Origin of the sequence: Pseudomonas sp. PH1b, assembly GCF_000633395.1 — a bacterium.
GTDB lineage: Bacteria > Pseudomonadota > Gammaproteobacteria > Pseudomonadales > Pseudomonadaceae > Aquipseudomonas.
On the sequence record NZ_AYMU01000007.1, the window covers coordinates 204853 to 222596 of the forward strand.

Here is a 17744-nt window from a genome sequence, read left to right on the forward strand (position 1 = left end):
GTAGAGTCGGCCGGCCGTGAGGCGGGCCGGCTCTTGAAGATTGAAGTAGGGCGTGCTTCTTCTGGATGCCGCCCTTTTTTGTGCAAGAAGAATATGCAAAGCAGCAGCAACTTATTTCCCGTCGCCTTGATCAGCGCCGAGCGTCGAGGCGACCTCAGCGAAGATGTCTATCGCTTGAAACCCGGTAACAGTCCCGATCCTTCGGTGGAGCTGGCCGTGACCCGTCTGGGACTGGCCGATGAGCCTGAAGCCCGGGGTGTCCCGGTGATTCTGCTGCATGGCAGCTTTTCCAACCGGCGTTTCTGGTATTCACCCAAGGGCATTGGCCTGGGGGCCTATCTGGCCCGTGCCGGTTTCGATGTATGGATCCCGGAAATGCGTGGGCACGGTTTGTCGCGACGCAATGCCGATTACCGCAAGAATCGGGTGGCCGACTACGCTCGCTACGATTTGCCGGCAATTGCCGCCTTTGTTCGCGAGCAAAGCGCTCAGATTCCTCACTGGATCGGTCATTCACTGGGCGGCACCACCTTGGCCGCGGCCTTGGGTGGAGAGTACCTGGGCGAGCCGGGGGTCGCCTCGGCGGCATTCTTCGGTACCCAGATCAGCCGCACCTATTGGCCCCTGAAGATTCCCCTGGTGGAGTGGGGCGGGCGCGTGCTGATCAAGCGTTTTGCCCAGCTGTCGGGTTCACGGCTCAAGCGAGGGCCGGAAGATGAGCCTGTTGGCCTGGCACTGGAAAGCATGCGTTGGCATGGTCTGTTCGGTCGCTTTGGCGATGCCGACAAGGATTGGTGGGCGGGCCTGGCGCAGGTGTCAGTGCCGGCGTTGGCGGTCAGCGCCGCAGGGGATCACCAGGATCCGAGCTGGGCTTGTCGCAAATTGTTCGATCAATTGGGCAGCGAGCAGAAGCAGTTTGTCTGCCTGGGGCGTGACCAGGGATTCAGTGGCAATTTCGGGCATGTCGAGATGCTGGTGAGCAAACAGGCGCAGACTGAAGTCTGGCCGTTGGTGGCGCGCTGGCTCCAGGATCAGCACACGCCGCTGCTGATTTCCGCCAGTGAGCAGGTCGCCACGGTTTGAGGCAAAGGCTCTGACAAGGGCATTTCGCTCAGAGGTGCTTGCGGCTAAGATATGACGCCTTGCGATGTTTTGGTCACATTCAGTTATTGAGCCGACTTTCAGTTCCGGTGCAATGGCTGCGAAAATACCGCCTGGATGAACCCGCCGCTCAGACAGCGCAGGTTAAACATCCAGGGCCCGAGCTCGTATTTTTTAAGCATGTCCCTGGAATTGCCGTCACCTTCGATCGTGTTCTTTCTGTTACAGGAGTTTCTCGATGAACCATTACCTCACTCCCGACCTGTGCGACGCCTACCCGGACCTGGTACAGGTGGTCGAGCCGATGTTCAGCAATTTCGGCGGCCGTGATTCCTTCGGCGGCGAGATCGTCACCATCAAGTGCTTCGAGGACAACTCGCTGGTCAAGGAGCAGGTCGATCTCAAGGGCCACGGCAAGGTGCTGGTGGTGGATGGCGGTGGTTCGCTGCGTCGGGCGCTACTGGGCGACATGCTGGCGGAAAAAGCGGCGAAGAACGGCTGGGAAGGCCTGGTGATCTACGGTTGCATCCGCGATGTGGACGTCATCGCGCAGACCGACCTTGGGGTCCAGGCCCTGGCCAGCCACCCGATGAAGACCGACAAGCGCGGCATCGGCGACCTCAATGTCGCGGTGACCTTTGCCGGGGTGACTTTCCGCCCGGGCGAGTACATCTATGCCGATAACAATGGCGTAATCATCTCGCCAAGCCCACTGAAGATGCCTGAATAAGCAATCGGCCTGACAAGGGATGAGGATGTTCGAGGAAGAAAACGCGCAATGGGGGCTGGTGCATGCCCTGGTGCTGGATGGTGAAGGCGGTGCGCGTTCGATTGCCCGGACCGAGCTTGACGATCTGCAGTTGCAGGCCCATGAAAGCCTGTGGCTGCATTGGGATCGCAGTCATCCGCAGACCCAGACCTGGCTGCGCCGCTCCAGCGGCCTGAGCGAGTTCAGCTGTGACCTGCTGCTGGAGGAGAACACTCGGCCGCGTCTGTTGGCTCTGCCCGAGGCGGAGCTGCTGCTGTTTCTGCGGGGCATCAACCTCAACCCGGGAGCCGAGCCAGAAGACATGGTCTCGGTGCGCATCTTCGCCTCCGCCCAGCGGGTGATTTCCCTGCGCCTGCGGCCGCTGCGCGCCACTGATGAGTTGCTGCTGCAATTGACCGAGGGCAAGGGGCCGAAAAACGCCGCCGAACTCCTCCTTTATATGGCCGAGTACCTGACTCATAAAGTGCAGGATCTGGTCAGCGATCTCTCGGAAGTGGTCGATGGCGAAGAAGAAAAACTGGATGCCGACGAACGGTATACCCCCGAGCACGGCAGCATTTTGCAGATCCGTCGTCGGGCTGCCGGACTGAAGCGTTTCCTGGCTCCTCAGCGGGATATTTTCGCGCAGTTGAGTCGGATAAAACTGCCCTGGTTTGCCGTCGATGATGGCGACTACTGGAACGAATTGCACAACAGCCTGACCCGTTACCTGGAAGAGCTGGAATTGACTCGAGAGCGCGTGGGGCTTGCCCTGGAGGCCGAAGACCGGCGCTTGAGCGTGCGCATGAATCGCACCATGTACCGTTTCGGGATCATCACCGGGATCTTCCTGCCCATGAGTTTTCTTACCGGGCTGCTGGGCATCAACGTCGGTGGTATTCCGTTCTCCGCAAGCCCTTATGGATTCATCATCGCTTGCCTGTTGTTGATATCGGTGGCGCTGGGGCAATGGTGGTTGTTTCGTCGTTTGCGGTGGGTGTGACGATGCCTCATGTGACCCGAGTAAATCTGATCGCGTCTTTTTCAGATATCACCAGAGGTGCGTATGCACGATCCGTTTGAACAGTCTTTGCGTGACATGCTCAAAGCCTCGCCATCGAGCCGCGATGACGATGCTTGCCTGGGCCGCGTACTGAAAACCGCCAACCGTCAGGTCGGGGCAGGGGATCTGTTCAGCCTGCTGGGCCGCTGGCTGCCGGCGCTGATGATCGCCTTGAATAACGGATCGGCCCATATTGCGCCGGTTTCACGTCGTAAACCTACTGCTCGCACTGCTGATAAGGCTGATTGAATATGGAATTGGATCTCTGGACTCAGAGCCTCGTCACGGCGATGACTGCCTTGTGGACCAAGGTGGCGAACTTCATTCCGAACCTGTTCGGCGCACTGGTGGTGCTGTTGCTGGGCTTCGTGGTAGCCAAGCTGCTCGATACCCTGCTGTCCAAATTGCTGGCCAAGCTGGGCCTGGACCGCTTGATGGGCGGTACCGGCTTGACCAAATTGTTGTCCCGGGCGGGCCTGCAAGTACCGATCTCGACCTTGATCGGCAAGATCGTCTATTGGTTCGTTCTGCTGATTTTTCTGGTTTCTGCTGCTGAATCCCTTGGACTTGAGCGAGTTTCGGCTACGCTCGACATGCTTGCGCTGTATTTGCCGAAGGTTTTCGGTGCTGCGCTGGTGCTGTTGGTGGGGGTTTTGTTGGCGCAGTTGGCCAATGGGCTGGTGCGCGGAGCGGCGGAGGGCGTAGGGCTGGATTACGCCAGTGGCCTGGGGCGGATTGCCCAGGGGCTGGTGATCATCATCAGTATTTCCGTGGCGATCAGCCAGTTGGAGGTCAAAACTGACCTGCTCAACCATGTGATCGTGATTGTGTTGATTACCGTTGGTCTGGCAGTTGCGCTGGCCATGGGATTGGGAAGCCGGGAAATTGCCGGACAGATTCTTGCGGGAATCTATGTGCGTGAGTTGTATCAGGTTGGGCAACAAGTACGAGTTGGAGAGGTCGAAGGCCAGATTGAAGAAATTGGCACGGTCAAGACTACATTGCTGACCGATGAGGGTGAGCTAGTCTCTCTCTCCAATCGGATCCTGCTGGAACAGCATGTAAGTAGCCGCTAACCCGGCAAACCCTGCTAATGTATGCCGCCGCAAAATGCCCCTCACCGGGCAGCGGCGGACATTGACCTGACTGTCGGCACGACTCGTTTTGAATAAAACCCAATCGCTACCCACGCGCTATGACCCCCGTGAGCTCTCTGATGAGGAGTTGGTCGCGCGCTCGCATACGGAGCTGTTCCACGTAACACGCGCCTATGAAGAGTTGATGCGGCGCTATCAGAGGACGTTATTTAATGTTTGCGCGCGTTATCTGGGGAACGATCGGGATGCGGATGATGTCTGTCAGGAAGTGATGTTGAAGGTGCTGTATGGCCTTAAGAACTTTGAGGGTAAATCGAAGTTCAAGACATGGCTATATAGCATCACGTACAACGAATGCATCACGCAGTATCGCAAGGAGCGGCGCAAGCGTCGGTTGATGGACGCTTTAAGTCTTGACCCCCTCGAGGAGGCTTCTGAAGAGAAGACGCCGAAACCTGAGGAGAAGGGCGGACTTGACCGCTGGTTGGTGCATGTGAACCCGATTGACCGGGAAATTCTGGTGCTACGATTTGTCGCAGAGCTGGAATTTCAGGAGATCGCAGACATCATGCATATGGGGTTGAGTGCTACAAAAATGCGTTACAAACGTGCTCTTGATAAATTGCGTGAGAAATTTGCAGGCATTGCTGAAACTTAGTTCGGCGCAAATATCTCTTACGTTTAGGTGAGTTCTGATAGACTTACCGCCGAGTTGTCCCCCGGTATGTGGGACTGCTTTACAATCACCAGATGGGGATTTAACGGATGAAACTGAAAAACACCTTGGGCATTGCCATTGGTTCTATTGTTGCCGTGACTTCGTTCGGCGTTCTGGCGCAAGGCCAAGGCGCGGTCGAGGGTGAACTGTTTTACAAAAAACAGTACAACGACAGCGTTAATCACGTTGAAGATGGTTTCAACCCTGGCGCATCGATCGGTTACTTCCTGACCGACGACCTGTCGTTGAACGCCACCTACGACAAGACCAACCACACCCGTTCTAACGACGGTACTGGTAACCAGAAAATCAAAGGCGACAACTTCGGCCTGAACGCTCAGTACCACTTTGGTACCGTGGGTGACGCTCTGCGTCCATACGTTTCCGGCGGTGTTGCTCACAAGAGCATGACCAACGTGATCGCTGACGGTCACAGCGGCCGCGACCAGTCGACTTTCCTGACTGCAGGTGCTGGTGTTAAGTACTACTTCACCGACAACCTGTTCGCCCGTGCCGGCGTTGAAGCTGACTACAAGCTGGACAACGGTAAGTGGGACTACGCTCCTACCATCGGTCTGGGTGTGAACTTCGGCGGCAGCGGTGGCAAAGTTGCTCCAGCTCCAGTAGCTCCAGCTCCAGCTCCTGAGCCAGCTCCAGAAGCTCCAGTTGCTGAAGTTGTTCGTGTTGAGCTGGACGTGAAGTTCGACTTCGACAAGTCGGTCGTCAAGCCTAACAGCTACGCTGACATCAAGAACCTGGCTGATTTCATGAATCAGTACCCACAGACCACCACCGTTGTTGAAGGTCACACTGACTCCGTCGGTCCTGACGCTTACAACCAGAAGCTGTCTGAGCGTCGTGCAAACGCCGTTAAGCAAGTTCTGGTCAACCAGTACGGCGTTGGCGCTAACCGCGTTCAATCCGTTGGTTACGGTGAGTCCCGCCCAGTTGCCGACAACGCAACTGAAGCTGGTCGCGCAGTTAACCGTCGCGTAGAAGCCTCGGTTGAAGCTCAAGCTAAGTAATTAGCCTTGTAGCTTGGAAAAACCCGGCCTAGGCCGGGTTTTTCTTTGCCTGCGATTGCGTGACCCTGCGCCCGTGCTCAGGCCAATTGCATGCTGGTCATGGCGGTGACCGCCGTGCTGGTGGCTGTTCCAGCTACCGCCCCGATCACCAGGATGGCTGGGCTCTTGAGCATGAAGCGCTGGGCATCCTGCTCCATGTTCAACAGGTCGCTGCGACATTCCCGCTGCTCAGGCAGCGAAGCGTTTTCGATCATCGCAACCGGCGTATCGGCTGCCATGCCGCCTTCGCGCAACTGCGCGCCGATTTCCGCGAGTTTCGCAACACCCATGTAGATCACCAGGGTCGTGCCGCCCTGGGCCAGGGCCTGCCAGTTCAGGCGGCTGTCATCTTGAGTATGGGCGGTCACCAGGGTCACCCCTCGAGCGACACCACGTAGGGTCAGGGGGATATCGCAACGCGTGGCACCGGCCAGGCCGGCAGTGATGCCGTTGACCAGTTCTACCTCGATTCCCCGTTCCTTGAGCCACTGGGCCTCTTCGCCACCGCGTCCGAAAATGTACGGGTCGCCCCCCTTGAGACGCACCACACAGCGGCCCTGACGGGCATAGCGCAGCATCAGGCGATGGATGAAGGCCTGGGGCGTGGAGCGGCAACCACCGCGTTTGCCCACCGGGATGACCCGCGCCTTGGGGCAGTGCTCCAGTACTGCGCTGTTCACCAAGTCATCCATCAGCACCACCTCGGCCTCGCCGAGGGCGCGTACCGCCTTGAGGGTCAAGAGCTCCGGGTCTCCGGGGCCTGCGCCTACCAGCCAGACTTTTGCACTCATTCGCTTTCCTCACACAGGGACGGCGACAGGTTGAACCGGAGCCGCCAGCAGGTGTTTGATCTCCGGCACGCAAGAGCCACATTGGCTACCGCAACCCAGTTGTTGTTTCAGTTGTGCCAGGTCCAGGCCCTGGGCTATTGCGGCGCACACCGCGCGATAACTGACGTTCCTGCAAGTGCACAGCGTGCGCTCTGGCAAACTGCCCAGGCGATTGCTTCCCGGAGGAGTGCTCAATGGAGCCAGCAGCCAGCGTCGCAGCTGTTCATCTGCGCGTCCGTCTAGCCAGAGTGCCTGCAGCCAGTGCCTGGCCAGGGTTTCCCCGGCCAGGCGGATGCTGGTGATCCGGCCTTGTTCGATGCGCACACGCTTGCCGATGGCTCGGCGCGGATCGTCATAGGCCAGCACTGGCCCGGTATCAAGTGACAACTGCTGATCGATAGCCTTGAGCACATGCACCGGCGGTGCCTCCGAGTGGGCGGCGCGAATCACCAGCGCCGGGCGTTCGCGACCGGCGAGGCTGAGGCTGACGTAGGAAAAGGCTTCGCACAGGGGGCGCAGGATCCGTATATGAGCCTGCACATCGCCCTCGATCAGCGCGTACAGGTGCCAGGGCAGTTGCACCGGCTCCAGGCGCACACCGCTGTGCTTGAGTTCCGGTTGCTTGGACAGAGGGTCGAATGCTGGCTGGGTGACGGCATTGACTCCACCCTTGAGGAAGCGATCCCCCCAGTGCATCGGCAGGAAGGCCTGGCCGGGGCGTACGCTGTCATCTCCGCTCACCGCGACGATTACGCTGCCGCGCCGGCTTTTCAGGTTTACCAGGTCTCCGTCCTGCAGGCGTTGGCGCCGCATATCTTCAGGATGCAGGCTCAACAGCGCTTCGCTGACATGGCCAAACAGCTGCGCCGCAGTGCCAGTGCGGCTCATGCCATGCCATTGATCCCGCAGCCGGCCGGTGATCAGGGTCAGGGGGAAGCGGGCGTCGCGCTGTTCCTTGGCGGCCACGTAGGGGGTGCTGACCAGGCGGGCGCGGCCAGTGGCGGTGGCAAAGCGGCCATCGCCATACAGGCGGGGAGTGCCTTGTGTTGCACCGCTGGGAAAGGGCCATTGCTGCGGGCCGAGGCGATCGATCAAGCCATGGCTGAGGCCGGACAGGTCCAGGTCGCGGCCCCGGGTCAGCCCCTTGTACTCATCGAACAGCTGGGCGGCGCTGTCGAAGGCAAACAGGCTGGGCTGGCCGGGACGCAGTTGGCGTTCCAGGCGCCGGGCGAAGTCCACGGTAATCGCCCAATCCGGCCGTGCCTCGCCGGGGGCGACAATGGCCTGGCGTACATGGGATACCCGTCGTTCCGAATTGGTCACCGTGCCTTCCTTCTCGCCCCAACTGGCGGCGGGCAGCAGCAGGTCGGCGAAGGTTGCGGTTTCAGTCGTGCCGAAGGCTTCCTGCAGGACCACGAAGGGGCAGCTCTGCAGGGCGGCGCGCACGCGGTTCTGGTCCGGCAGCGATTGTGCCGGGTTGGTGCAAGCGATCCACAGCGCCTTGATTCGGCCCTCGTGCAACTGCTCAAACAGTTCGATGGCCGTCAATCCGGGGGACGCCGGCAACCGTTCCACTCCCCAGTAAGCGGCGACTTCGGCGCGGTGTTCGGGGTCGGCTGCTTCCCGGTGTCCGGGGAGCAGATTGCTCAGGCTGCCGGTTTCACGGCCGCCCATGGCGTTAGGCTGGCCGGTGAGCGAGAAGGGCCCCGCGCCAGGCCTGCCGATTTGCCCGGTGACCAGGTGCAGGTTGATCAGCGCGCTGTTCTTCGCGCTGCCGGCGCTGGACTGATTCAGGCCCATGCACCACAGGGACAGGAAACTCGGTGCCGTCCCCACCCATTGTGCGCATTGTTGCAATTGTTCGACGCTGATGCCGCACAGTTGCGCCACCATCGGCGGGGTGTAATCGCGGACCAGCGCCTTGAGCTGCACCAGGCCCTCGGTGTGTTGCTGGATGAAATCCCGGTCGATCCAGTCCTCCCACAGCAGCAGGTGGAGGATGCCGTGAAACAGCGCCACATCGGTGCCGGGCAAGATCGCCAGGTGCAGATCAGCCAGGTCGCAAGTGTCGGTACGACGCGGGTCGATCACTATGACTTTCATCTGCGGGCGTTGGCTTTTGGCCTGTTCCAGGCGGCGAAACAATACCGGATGGGCGTAGGCCATGTTGCTACCGACGATCATCACGCAGTCGCTCTGCTCCAGGTCCTCATAGCTGCACGGCGGCGCATCGGCCCCCAGGCTGCGCTTGTAGCCCACCACCGCCGAAGACATGCACAGCCGGGAATTGCTGTCGATGTTGTTGGTGCCCACCAGGGCCCGGGCCAGCTTGTTGAAGGCGTAGTAGTCCTCGGTCAGCAGTTGCCCGGAAATATAGAACGCCACGCTGTCCGGGCCATGCTCGGCGATGGCCTGGGCGAACACCCCAGCGGCATGTTCCAGGGCGCTGTCCCAGTCACAGCGGCTGCGGGCCAGGGCCTTGCCCAGGCGCAGTTCCGGGTACAGCGCGCGGGCCGCGTGGTCGCCGGTCAAGTGCAGGCTGGCGCCCTTGCTGCACAGCTTGCCGAAGTTGGCCGGGTGCGTCGGGTCGCCACTGACGCCGAAAATCTCCCGGCCGTCATGCTCGATCAGCACGCCGCAGCCGACCCCGCAGTAGCAACAGGTCGAGGCGGTGCTTTGGCGCGGCATCACCCAGCATCCCGCAGAGCCAACTGCACCCGGCCACTGGCCACGCGTGCCGGGTGGTGGTGGGCACAGCCAATGTCCGGGGCCTGGGCCGCGCCGGACTCCAGGTCGATCTGCCAGTTGTGCAGGGGGCAGGCCACGCGCTTTCCATAGATCAGCCCCTGGGACAGCGGCCCACCCTTGTGCGGGCAGCGGTCGTCGAGGGCGAAGACTTCGTCGTCGCTGGTGCGAAAGATCGCGATATCGCCCCTGGGACCTTTGACGATGCGCGAGCCCAGGGTGTTGATGTCTTCCAGGGCGCAGATATCCAGCCAGTTCATGCCGGCACCTCCAGTTGTTTGACTGCGATGGGCTCGTATTCCTTCTTCAATTGCGGCTCGGCCAGGCGCGCTTGCCAGGGGTCCTGTTCGAGGGACAGGGCGAACTGCAGGCGCTCATTCAAGGCCTTGCGTCGCTCCGGGTCTTCCAGGACGGCCTTTTTCACGTGTTCCATGCCGACCCGTTGCAGGTAGTGCACGGTGCGTTCGAGGTAGAAGGCCTCTTCGCGATACAGCTGGAGAAAGGCGCCGTTGTATTCGCGCACTTGCTCGGCGGTCTTGAGCTTGACGAAGAACTCGGCCACTTCGGTCTTGATCCCGCCGTTACCGCCGATGTACATCTCCCAGCCGGAGTCGACGCCAATGATGCCCACGTCCTTGATCCCGGCTTCCGAGCAATTGCGCGGGCAGCCGGAGACTGCCAGCTTGACCTTGTGCGGCGACCACATGTTGAACAAGTCGTGTTCCAGCTCGATGCCCAGTTGGGTGGAGTTCTGGGTGCCGAAGCGGCAGAACTCGCTGCCGACGCAGGTCTTCACTGTGCGGATGGACTTGCCGTAGGCGTGGCCGGAGGGCATGTCCAGGTCTTTCCAGACCCCCGGCAGGTCTTCCTTGCGAATCCCCAGCAGGTCGATGCGCTGGCCACCGGTGACCTTGACCATGGGCACCTGGTACTTGTCGGCGACGTCGGCGATGCGCCGCAGCTCGGACGGGTTGGTCACGCCGCCCCACATCCGCGGCACCACCGAATAGGTGCCGTCCTTCTGGATATTGGCGTGGGCCCGCTCGTTGATCAGCCGTGATTGCGGATCGTCCCGGGCCTCGCCGGGCCAGGTGGAAATCAGGTAGTAGTTCAGCGCCGGGCGGCAGGTGGCGCAGCCGTTGGGGGTGCGCCAGTTGAGGTGGCCCATGGTGCCGGCAATGGTCAGCAGGTGCTGCTCGCGAATGGCCTGGCGGATCTGCCCGTGGGTCAGGTCGCTGCAGCCACAGATGGCTTTCTCGCTTTTCGGCTTGACGTCCGCCGCGCCACCCACGGTGTTGATCAGGATCTGCTCCACCAACCCGGCGCAGGAGCCGCAGGAACTGGCGGCCTTGGTGTGTTTCTTGACCTCGTCGACGCTGAACAGCCCCTGTTCCTGGATGGCCTTGACGATGCTGCCCTTGCACACGCCGTTGCAGCCGCAGACTTCGGCAGTGTCGGCCATGCTCATGGCCTTGTCCTGGCCCTGGTGGCCGACATCTCCCAGGGCATTTTCACCAAACATCAGGTGATCACGGATCTCGCCGATGGCCTGGTTTTCCCGGATTTGCCGGAAGTACCAGCCGCCGTCAGCGGTGTCGCCATACAGGCAGGCGCCCACCAGGATGTCGTCCTTGATCACCAGCTTCTTGTAGACCCCGCCGATCGGGTCGGACAGGGTGATGGTCTCGGTGCCTTCGCCGCCCATGAAGTCGCCGGCGGAAAACAGGTCGATACCGGTGACCTTCAATTTGGTGGAGGTCACCGAACCCTGGTAGCGGGCGAAGCCCAGTTGGGCCAAGTGGTTGGCGCAGACCTTGGCCTGCTCGAACAATGGCGCTACCAGGCCGTAGGCGATGCCGCGGTGGCTGGCGCATTCGCCGATGGCATAGATGCGCGGGTCAAAGGTCTGCAGGGTATCGTTGACCAGGATTCCCCGATTGCAGGGCAGGCCGGCGCGCTCAGCCAGCTCGCTGTTGGGGCGGATGCCGGCGGCCATCACCACCAGGTCGGCGGGAATGCTCTGGCCGTCCTTGAACTGCACCGAGCCGACCCGACCGTTGCCGGCATCGATCAGGGCCTGGGTCTGTGCGCCCAGGCGAAATTTCAGCCCCCGGCTTTCCAGGGCACTTTGCAGCAACTGGCCGCTGGTCTGGTCCAACTGCCGCTCCAGCAGCCATTCACCGATGTGCACCACGGTCACGTCCATGCCCCGCAGCTTGAGGCCGTTGGCGGCTTCCAGGCCCAGCAGGCCGCCGCCGATCACTACGGCATGGCGATGGGTCTTCGCGGTGTCGATCATGACCTGGGTGTCGGCGATGTCACGGTAGCCAATGACGCCCAGCAGGTCCTTGCCGGGGATCGGCAGAATAAAGGGCGTGGAGCCGGTGGCGATCAGCAGACGGTCGTACTCGGCTTCGCTGCCGTCTTCGGCGATCACCCGGCGCTTGCTGCGGTCGATGTGCACCACCTTGCGATTGAGCAGCAGCTTGATGTTGTGGTCCTGGTACCAGTCCAGGTCGTTGAGGACGATCTCCTCGAAGGTCTGCTCGCCAGCCAGGACCGGCGACAGCAGGATGCGGTTGTAGTTGGTGTGGGGTTCGGCGCCGAAGACCGTGATGTCATACAGCTCGTCGCTCAGTTTGAGCAGTTCCTCCAGGGTGCGTACCCCGGCCATGCCGTTGCCGATCATCACCAGCTTGAGTCTTTTCATGGGCTTCTCCGGGAGCACAGGCCGGTCGGTGTGAGGCCTGGCTCGACAAAATGCGCGCAAACAAAAAAGGCGTCCCGTCAGTAGCCTGACGAGGACGCCTTTGTCCGGTCCCGTTCTCTCGGGAAGCCTGCCTTCGTCGTTGAAGGGCGGGCTTTATGTCTGTTGCATAAGCTGATGCAGCGCCTGTGCCAACTTGTTGAAGTCGTGAGTCTGCAAGGCGCCGGCGCCGGTTCTGGGGCTTGCCGGTGCCATGTGTTGCACCGAATCAAGGCAGGTCGCCCTTTTTCGGCGCGATCGCCATTGCCTCTGCGAAGACCCGCTTTGAGTGTCGGGGCGTCACCGCACGTCCTGACGGTTTCGTTCCTGGCTGGACGGCCTCGCCCACGGCTTTCAGTGGCGCAGCAGCAGGAACAGCAGCACCAGGTTCAGCAGTAACGCTACCAGGGCCACGCTGCGCCAGACTTTCAGTGGCTCGCGCTCGAGCAGCGGCAGGGCGCGCGGGCTCAAGCTGCAGCGTTCCCCTTGCTCCAGTACCAGCAGCCATTGTTCGGCCGTTTCAAAGCGTTGCGCCGGGTTGCTGGCGACACTGCGGAGCAGGGTGTGCTCCAGCCATTCCGGGAGGTCCGGGCGGTAGCGGCTGGGGGGCGCCGGCAGGCTGAAGCGCGGTCGCTGGAACGCTTCGATCTCGCCATGGGGGTAATGTCCAGTCAGCAGGTAGTACAAGGTCACGCCCACGGCATAGAGGTCCTGCTGCGGGCTCGGAGCTTCGCCACTGAAGGCTTCCGGAGCAATGAAGCTCGGGGTGCCGGGCAGTAGGTGGGCCGGGTCCGCCGACAGCCCGGGGCAGTAGGCCAGGCCAAAATCCAGCACGCGCAATTCGCCATCGTCCCCCAGCAGCAGGTTCTCCGGCTTGAGGTCTCGATGCAGGATCTGCCGTCGATGCAGCAGGCCCACGGCACGCAGCAGGCGCTCGGCGAGAAACTGCCACTGGGCCAGGGGCAGCGGGCCGCTCTGCTGGAACAGCTGCGCCAGGGTCTGCCCGGGGTATTCGCGCATCAGGTAGTACAGGTGCTGGCGTGAGCCGCCGTGATGCACCTGGGGAAAGTGTCGCCCGGCAACCCGGCGCAGCAGCCATTCTTCGGACAGCAACGCCTGGCAGGCCGGCAGGTCATCGCGCAGGGCCTCGGGCAGGGTTTTCAGCAGCCAGGCTTGCTGCTGATCGTCATGCACGCGATACAGCAGCGATTGTCGGCTGCGATTGATCATGCCTTCGATGTGCCAGCCTTCGAACCGCTGTCCGGGTTTCAGTGGCGGGGGCAGGGGCCATTGCTGAAGGTGCATCAGGGCGTCGCCAATGCTGTCCTCCCCCAGTTGCTCGACCCGTACCAGCAGCGCACTGGCGTTGTCCTGGCTGCCGGCCAGGTGGGCGGCGCTGACCAGGGTGGCGACGGCGGTATCCGGGTCCGGCTGGTCCCGCAGGATCGCGGCAATCGCGGTGTCGCCCAGGGTGGCCCAGACCCCGTCGCTGAGCATCAGGAAGCTTTCCCCCAGGCGCAGTTCGCCATCGAGGAAATCCAGCACCAGGTGCTGGTCCAGCCCCAATGCGCGCTTGAGCACGTGCTGCATGCCCGGCTGGTCCCAGACGTGGTCCTCGCTGATGCGTTGCAACTGACCGTCATGCCAGCGGTAGACCCGGCAGTCGCCGACATGGGCCAGGGTGAAGCGCCGGCCCCGCAGCACCAGGGCGCTGAGGGTGGTGAGCAGGGGCTGGCCACCGCCATTGGCCTGGAGCCAGAGGTTCTGGGCGATCAGCAGGCGCTCCAGGGATTGGGCCACGGCCCAGGTTTGCGGCGTGGCGTAGTAGTCCAGGGCCAGGACCTGCAAGGTGGAGCGTGCGGCCAGGCCGCCATCGGCGCACTGGCTGACACCGTCGGCAATGGCGAACAGCAGGCCCTTGCTCGCAGCCAGGGCTGGCGCCGGTGTCACCAGGCGCACGGCATCCTGGTTTTCCCTGCGAGGGCCGGTGGCGCTGGCCTGGGCGTGACTCAGTTGCAGGGCCATGGCCGTCTCAGACTCGCGCCGCAGTCACGGCGGCCGAGCCCCAGGTGGTTCTCCAGCGACGCTTGACCCCATGCAGGCCGAACCAGGCCAGTACCCCGAGGCCGGCGAACAGCCACAGGGCCAGTTGATAGCTGCCGGTGCTCTGCTTGATGGCACCCATGCCTGCTGCCAGGGCAAAGCCGCCGATGCCGCCGGCCATGCCGATCAGCCCGGTCATGACTCCGATCTCCTGGCGAAAGCGTTGCGGCACCAATTGGAACACCGCGCCGTTGCCGGCTCCCAGGCCGAGCATGGTGCAGACGAACAGCGCCAGGGCAGCGTAAGAACTGGGCAGATTGAAGCCTACAGCAGCGATGCAGATCACCGCCACGCTGTACATCGCCAGCAAGGTGCGAATGCCGCCGAAGCGGTCCGCCAGGGCGCCGCCCAGGGGGCGCATCAGGCTGCCGCCGAACACGCAGGCGGCGGTGTAGTAGCCAGCGGTTACCGGGCTCAGGCCGTACTGGTCGTTGAAGTAGCCGGGCAGGGCGCTGGCCAGGCCGATGAAGCCGCCGAAGGTGACGCTGTAGAAGCACATGAACCACCAGCTGTCACGGTCGCCGAGGGCCTTGAAGTAGTCGCCCATGGATTTGGCCCGGGGCCGCTCGGGGGCATTCTGCGCCAGCCAGGCGAACAGGCCCAGGGTCAGCAGCAGTGGAATCAGGGCGAAGCCGAAGACGTTGTTCCAGCCGAAGGCTGCTGCCAGCACCGGGGCGATCAGTGCGGCGAACACGGTGCCGGAGTTGCCGGCTCCGGCGATGCCCATGGCCTTGCCCTGATGCTGCGGTGGGTACCATTGCGAGGCCAGGGGCAGGGCCACGGCGAAGGAGGCCCCGGCCATGCCGAGGAATACGCCCAGGAGCAAGGCTTGCTCATAACTGTGGATGCCCAGCCGCCAGGCCCCGAACAGCGCACCGATGACGATGACCTGGCCGATCAGGCCGGCGGTTTTCGGTGACAGGCGATCGGCCAGCAGGCCCATGATGAAGCGCAGTACCGCGCCGGCAAGGATCGGCGTGGCCACCATCAGCCCGCGCTGCTGGGTGCTCAGTTGCAGGTCGGCGGCGATCTGTACCGCCAGGGGGCCCAGCAGGTACCAGACCATGAAGCTCAGGTCGAAATACAGAAAGGCCGCGAACAGGGTCGGGGTGTGGCCGGATTTCCAGAAGCTTGAATTCATCGCGCACCTCAGCTGATAAGAATCGTTGGAATCGTCATGAGCCAGCAGGTGGAGCGCCGCCACGGCCGCGCCACCGACCCCGTTCAGTGGGGCCAAAACGCAAAAACGTCGGCACCCGGCTCGTTGTGGGCGAGCAGGGTGCGCGACGTCTTTGTCGTAGGTGGGGCAACCGCCGTTGGTTACCGTTGTGGATCTGATAGCAAGAGCCGCGCCAACCCCTGTCGACCCCAGCAGCAGGACCTGGCTCAGGACCTGGCTGTGGAACTGGTTGTGGGGCTGGTTGTGGGGCTGGCTGTAGGAGCTGGCTTGCCAGCGAAGGCGCCCTCAGGACCGGCACAAGGTTCAGAGGCCTATTCGCCGGCAAGCCGGCTCCTACCGGGGCTCGCTCAGCCGAGGAGTTCCTGCATGGCGATGATCTGTTCCGCCACCTGGATCAGCTTCTGCTGTTTGCCCATGGCCTGGCGGCGCATCAGGGTGTAGGCCTGTTCTTCGTCGCAGTCCTTCATCTTCATCAACAGGCCCTTGGCCAGTTCGATGCGCTTGCGTTCCGCCAGTTGCTGGTCCCGGGCCTGCAGTTGTGCACGCAGGGCCTGGTCGCTTTCGAAGCGCGCCATGGCCACATCGAGGATGGGTTGCAGGCGTTGCACCTGGATGCCCTCGACGATATAGGCGCTGACCCCGGACCTGATGGCCTGGCGCATCACCCGAGGGTCGTGCTCATCGGTGAACATCACGATGGGCCGGGGCTGGTCACGGCTGACCAGCACCACTTGCTCCATGACATCACGGCTGGGTGACTCGGTATCGATCAGGATCACATCCGGGCGCACCGTTTCGACGCGCCCAGGCAGGTCGATGGTCAGGCCGGATTCATCGATCACCTCGAAACCGGCTTCGCTGAGGGCGGCCTTGAGGCGTCCGACTTTTTTCGCCGTGTCGTTGATCAGCAGGATACGCAGCATGGTGGCGGGCTCCGATCAGCGCTGGGCGACAAGGGCAGGGCTGTCGCTCAAGGCATGCAGCTTGAAGCTGCGGGCATAGGCAGCCGGTTGCGTGCCGTCCCAGACTTTGCCGTCGATCAACTGGCTGCTGCGCAGGTCCTGGCCCCAGGCGGCGATACCCAGCGCCGTGGCCGCCTCGCGATAGCATTCAAGCTGCTGTACCTGGCGGGCGACGGCCAGGTAGTCCGGGTCTTCGCGCAGCAGGCCCCAGCGGCGGAACTGGGTCATGAACCACATGCCGTCCGACAGGTAGGGCAGGTTGACGGCGCCCTGGCCATGAAAGCGCAGGGCGTGAGGGTCTTGCCAGCGATTGCCCAGGCCGTCGGCGTAGTCGCCCAACAGGCGTGGCTCGATGCAGTCCAGTGGTGCATTCAGGTAGTCGGCAGCGCTCAACAGCTGAGCGGTGCTGCGGCGATTCTCCGGGCTTTGCTCGATAAAGCGGCTGGCTTCGAGGACCGCCATGACTAGGGCCCGAGCCGTGTTGGGGTACTGCTCGACGAAGGCGCGGGTGCAGCCGAGCACCTTTTCCGGGTGGTCGGGCCAGATCGCCTGGCTGGTGGCCAGGGTGAAGCCCAGGTCTTGCTGTACCGCGCTGGCGCTCCAGGGTTCGCCGACGCAGAAGCCATCGATGCGTCCGGCCTGCAGGTGGGCAACCATCTGCGGTGGCGGTACGACCACGCTGTCGACATCCTGCAAGGGGTGAATGCCCTGGCTGGCCAGCCAGTAGTACAGCCACATGGCGTGGGTGCCGGTGGGAAAGGTCTGGGCGAAGGTCAACCTCGCCCGGCTTTGGTGCACGTGGCGGTCCAGTGCTTCAGGGCTGGTCACCTTGAGGGCCTGCAGTTCCCGGGACAGATTGATGCTCTGGCCGTTCTGGTTCAGGCCCATGAGCACTGCCATGTCGCAGGGGTTGATGCCGCCGATGCCCAGGTGCACCGCGTAGATCAGGCCGTACAGGCTGTGGGCGGCGTCCAGTTCGCCACTGACCAGTTGGTCCCGCAGGTTGGCCCAGGAACTCTGGCGCTTGAGGTTCAGGGTCAGGCCGTAGGGCTGGGCGAAACCCTGGGTAGCCGCGACCACCACCGAGGCGCAATCGGTCAGGGCCATGAAGCCCAGGTTGATCGCGGACTTTTCCGGGGCGTCGCTGCCGTTGACCCAGGCCAGCGCAGTGTTGGGAAGATCGGTCATGGCTTGGCACCTTGCATGAAAAAGCGTCGTCCCCGCCGGCCGGGCAGGGCCGGTGCGGGTGACGACGCCATTGTCCTTCGACCTGGGCCGCCGTTGGCCGAGGTCTGCATAGTCAAGAGAGTGCAAGGCATATGCCAGCCGCCGGGGATTTCACTCTGCGCCTCGCCTGCAGGCCCCGGCGCCGGCTATAATCGGCGCC

General features: G+C 62.6%; 15 protein-coding genes. 7 read left to right on the forward strand and 8 right to left on the reverse strand.

Going from position 1 to position 17744, the window contains the following annotated elements; genetic code table 11:
* The first annotated feature begins 93 nt into the window (after positions 1-93).
* From U873_RS0113550 to U873_RS0113580, 7 genes are all read left to right on the forward strand, one after another.
* A complete protein-coding gene (locus tag U873_RS0113550) occupies positions 94-1083 on the forward strand; it encodes an alpha/beta fold hydrolase (protein WP_025128767.1) in 990 nt (329 codons plus the stop codon).
* A gap of 256 nt (positions 1084-1339) precedes the next feature.
* A complete protein-coding gene (gene rraA, locus U873_RS0113555) occupies positions 1340-1831 on the forward strand; it encodes a ribonuclease E activity regulator RraA (protein ID WP_025128768.1) in 492 nt (163 codons plus the stop codon).
* Positions 1832-1856: 25 nt separating this feature from the next.
* Positions 1857-2852, forward strand: coding sequence for a zinc transporter ZntB (locus U873_RS0113560; RefSeq protein WP_025128769.1), 996 nt, complete (start codon positions 1857-1859; stop codon positions 2850-2852).
* 63 nt (positions 2853-2915) lie between these two features.
* A complete protein-coding gene (locus U873_RS0113565; protein ID WP_025128770.1) occupies positions 2916-3161 on the forward strand; it encodes a hypothetical protein in 246 nt (81 codons plus the stop codon).
* 2 nt (positions 3162-3163) lie between these two features.
* A complete protein-coding gene (locus U873_RS0113570; RefSeq protein WP_008048604.1) occupies positions 3164-3988 on the forward strand; it encodes a mechanosensitive ion channel domain-containing protein in 825 nt (274 codons plus the stop codon).
* A gap of 88 nt (positions 3989-4076) precedes the next feature.
* Positions 4077-4667, forward strand: a complete 591-nt coding sequence (gene sigX, locus U873_RS0113575; RefSeq protein WP_025128771.1) for an RNA polymerase sigma factor SigX — start codon at positions 4077-4079, stop codon at positions 4665-4667.
* 107 nt (positions 4668-4774) lie between these two features.
* The gene (locus U873_RS0113580) at positions 4775-5752 is read left to right on the forward strand and encodes an OmpA family protein (RefSeq protein ID WP_025128772.1); all 978 of its coding nucleotides are present in this window, start codon (positions 4775-4777) and stop codon (positions 5750-5752) included.
* A gap of 77 nt (positions 5753-5829) precedes the next feature.
* Here U873_RS0113580 and cobA read toward each other — a convergent pair whose 3' ends face one another.
* The 8 genes from cobA to U873_RS0113620 all read right to left on the reverse strand — a co-directional run bounded on the left by cobA (position 5830) and on the right by U873_RS0113620 (position 17545).
* The gene (gene cobA, locus U873_RS0113585; protein WP_025128773.1) at positions 5830-6582 is read right to left on the reverse strand and encodes a uroporphyrinogen-III C-methyltransferase; all 753 of its coding nucleotides are present in this window, start codon (positions 6580-6582) and stop codon (positions 5830-5832) included.
* A 9-nt stretch (positions 6583-6591) separates the two neighbouring features.
* Entirely contained in the window at positions 6592-9309 is a 2718-nt protein-coding gene (locus U873_RS0113590; RefSeq protein WP_025128774.1) for a nitrate reductase, read from the reverse strand.
* Complete coding sequence (nirD, locus tag U873_RS0113595) at positions 9309-9626, reverse strand: nitrite reductase small subunit NirD (protein WP_025128775.1); 318 nt, start codon at positions 9624-9626, stop codon at positions 9309-9311. The genes U873_RS0113590 and nirD overlap by 1 nt, the downstream gene beginning before the upstream one ends.
* Entirely contained in the window at positions 9623-12076 is a 2454-nt protein-coding gene (gene nirB / locus U873_RS0113600; protein WP_025128776.1) for a nitrite reductase large subunit NirB, read from the reverse strand. The genes nirD and nirB overlap by 4 nt, the downstream gene beginning before the upstream one ends.
* 390 nt (positions 12077-12466) lie before the next feature.
* Positions 12467-14137 carry a bifunctional protein-serine/threonine kinase/phosphatase gene (locus U873_RS0113605; RefSeq protein WP_025128777.1) on the reverse strand — a complete coding sequence of 557 codons (1671 nt, stop codon included), beginning with the start codon at positions 14135-14137 and terminating at the stop codon, positions 12467-12469.
* A gap of 7 nt (positions 14138-14144) precedes the next feature.
* The gene (locus U873_RS0113610; RefSeq protein ID WP_025128778.1) at positions 14145-15356 is read right to left on the reverse strand and encodes a NarK/NasA family nitrate transporter; all 1212 of its coding nucleotides are present in this window, start codon (positions 15354-15356) and stop codon (positions 14145-14147) included.
* A 386-nt stretch (positions 15357-15742) separates the two neighbouring features.
* On the reverse strand, positions 15743-16318 hold the full coding sequence (locus U873_RS0113615) for an ANTAR domain-containing response regulator (RefSeq protein ID WP_025128779.1): 576 nt from the start codon (positions 16316-16318) through the stop codon (positions 15743-15745).
* Between the two features lie 15 nt (positions 16319-16333).
* Entirely contained in the window at positions 16334-17545 is a 1212-nt protein-coding gene (locus U873_RS0113620; RefSeq protein WP_025128780.1) for a CmpA/NrtA family ABC transporter substrate-binding protein, read from the reverse strand.
* Between the last annotated feature and the right edge of the window lie 199 nt (positions 17546-17744).

What these genes read in the sequence shown, in the direction of transcription:
- U873_RS0113550 (WP_025128767.1), top strand. Translation starts at nt 94, where the DNA reads ATGCAAAGCAGCAGCAACTTATTTCCCGTCGCCTTGATCAGCGCCGAG.
- rraA (WP_025128768.1), top strand. Translation starts at nt 1,340, where the DNA reads ATGAACCATTACCTCACTCCCGACCTGTGCGACGCCTACCCGGACCTG.
- U873_RS0113560 (WP_025128769.1), top strand. Translation starts at nt 1,857, where the DNA reads ATGTTCGAGGAAGAAAACGCGCAATGGGGGCTGGTGCATGCCCTGGTG.
- U873_RS0113565 (WP_025128770.1), top strand. Translation starts at nt 2,916, where the DNA reads ATGCACGATCCGTTTGAACAGTCTTTGCGTGACATGCTCAAAGCCTCG.
- U873_RS0113570 (WP_008048604.1), top strand. Translation starts at nt 3,164, where the DNA reads ATGGAATTGGATCTCTGGACTCAGAGCCTCGTCACGGCGATGACTGCC.
- U873_RS0113580 (WP_025128772.1), top strand. Translation starts at nt 4,775, where the DNA reads ATGAAACTGAAAAACACCTTGGGCATTGCCATTGGTTCTATTGTTGCC.
- cobA (WP_025128773.1), bottom strand. Translation starts at nt 6,582, where the DNA reads ATGAGTGCAAAAGTCTGGCTGGTAGGCGCAGGCCCCGGAGACCCGGAG.
- U873_RS0113590 (WP_025128774.1), bottom strand. Translation starts at nt 9,309, where the DNA reads ATGCCGCGCCAAAGCACCGCCTCGACCTGTTGCTACTGCGGGGTCGGC.
- nirD (WP_025128775.1), bottom strand. Translation starts at nt 9,626, where the DNA reads ATGAACTGGCTGGATATCTGCGCCCTGGAAGACATCAACACCCTGGGC.
- nirB (WP_025128776.1), bottom strand. Translation starts at nt 12,076, where the DNA reads ATGAAAAGACTCAAGCTGGTGATGATCGGCAACGGCATGGCCGGGGTA.
- U873_RS0113605 (WP_025128777.1), bottom strand. Translation starts at nt 14,137, where the DNA reads ATGGCCCTGCAACTGAGTCACGCCCAGGCCAGCGCCACCGGCCCTCGC.
- U873_RS0113610 (WP_025128778.1), bottom strand. Translation starts at nt 15,356, where the DNA reads ATGAATTCAAGCTTCTGGAAATCCGGCCACACCCCGACCCTGTTCGCG.
- U873_RS0113615 (WP_025128779.1), bottom strand. Translation starts at nt 16,318, where the DNA reads ATGCTGCGTATCCTGCTGATCAACGACACGGCGAAAAAAGTCGGACGC.
- U873_RS0113620 (WP_025128780.1), bottom strand. Translation starts at nt 17,545, where the DNA reads ATGACCGATCTTCCCAACACTGCGCTGGCCTGGGTCAACGGCAGCGAC.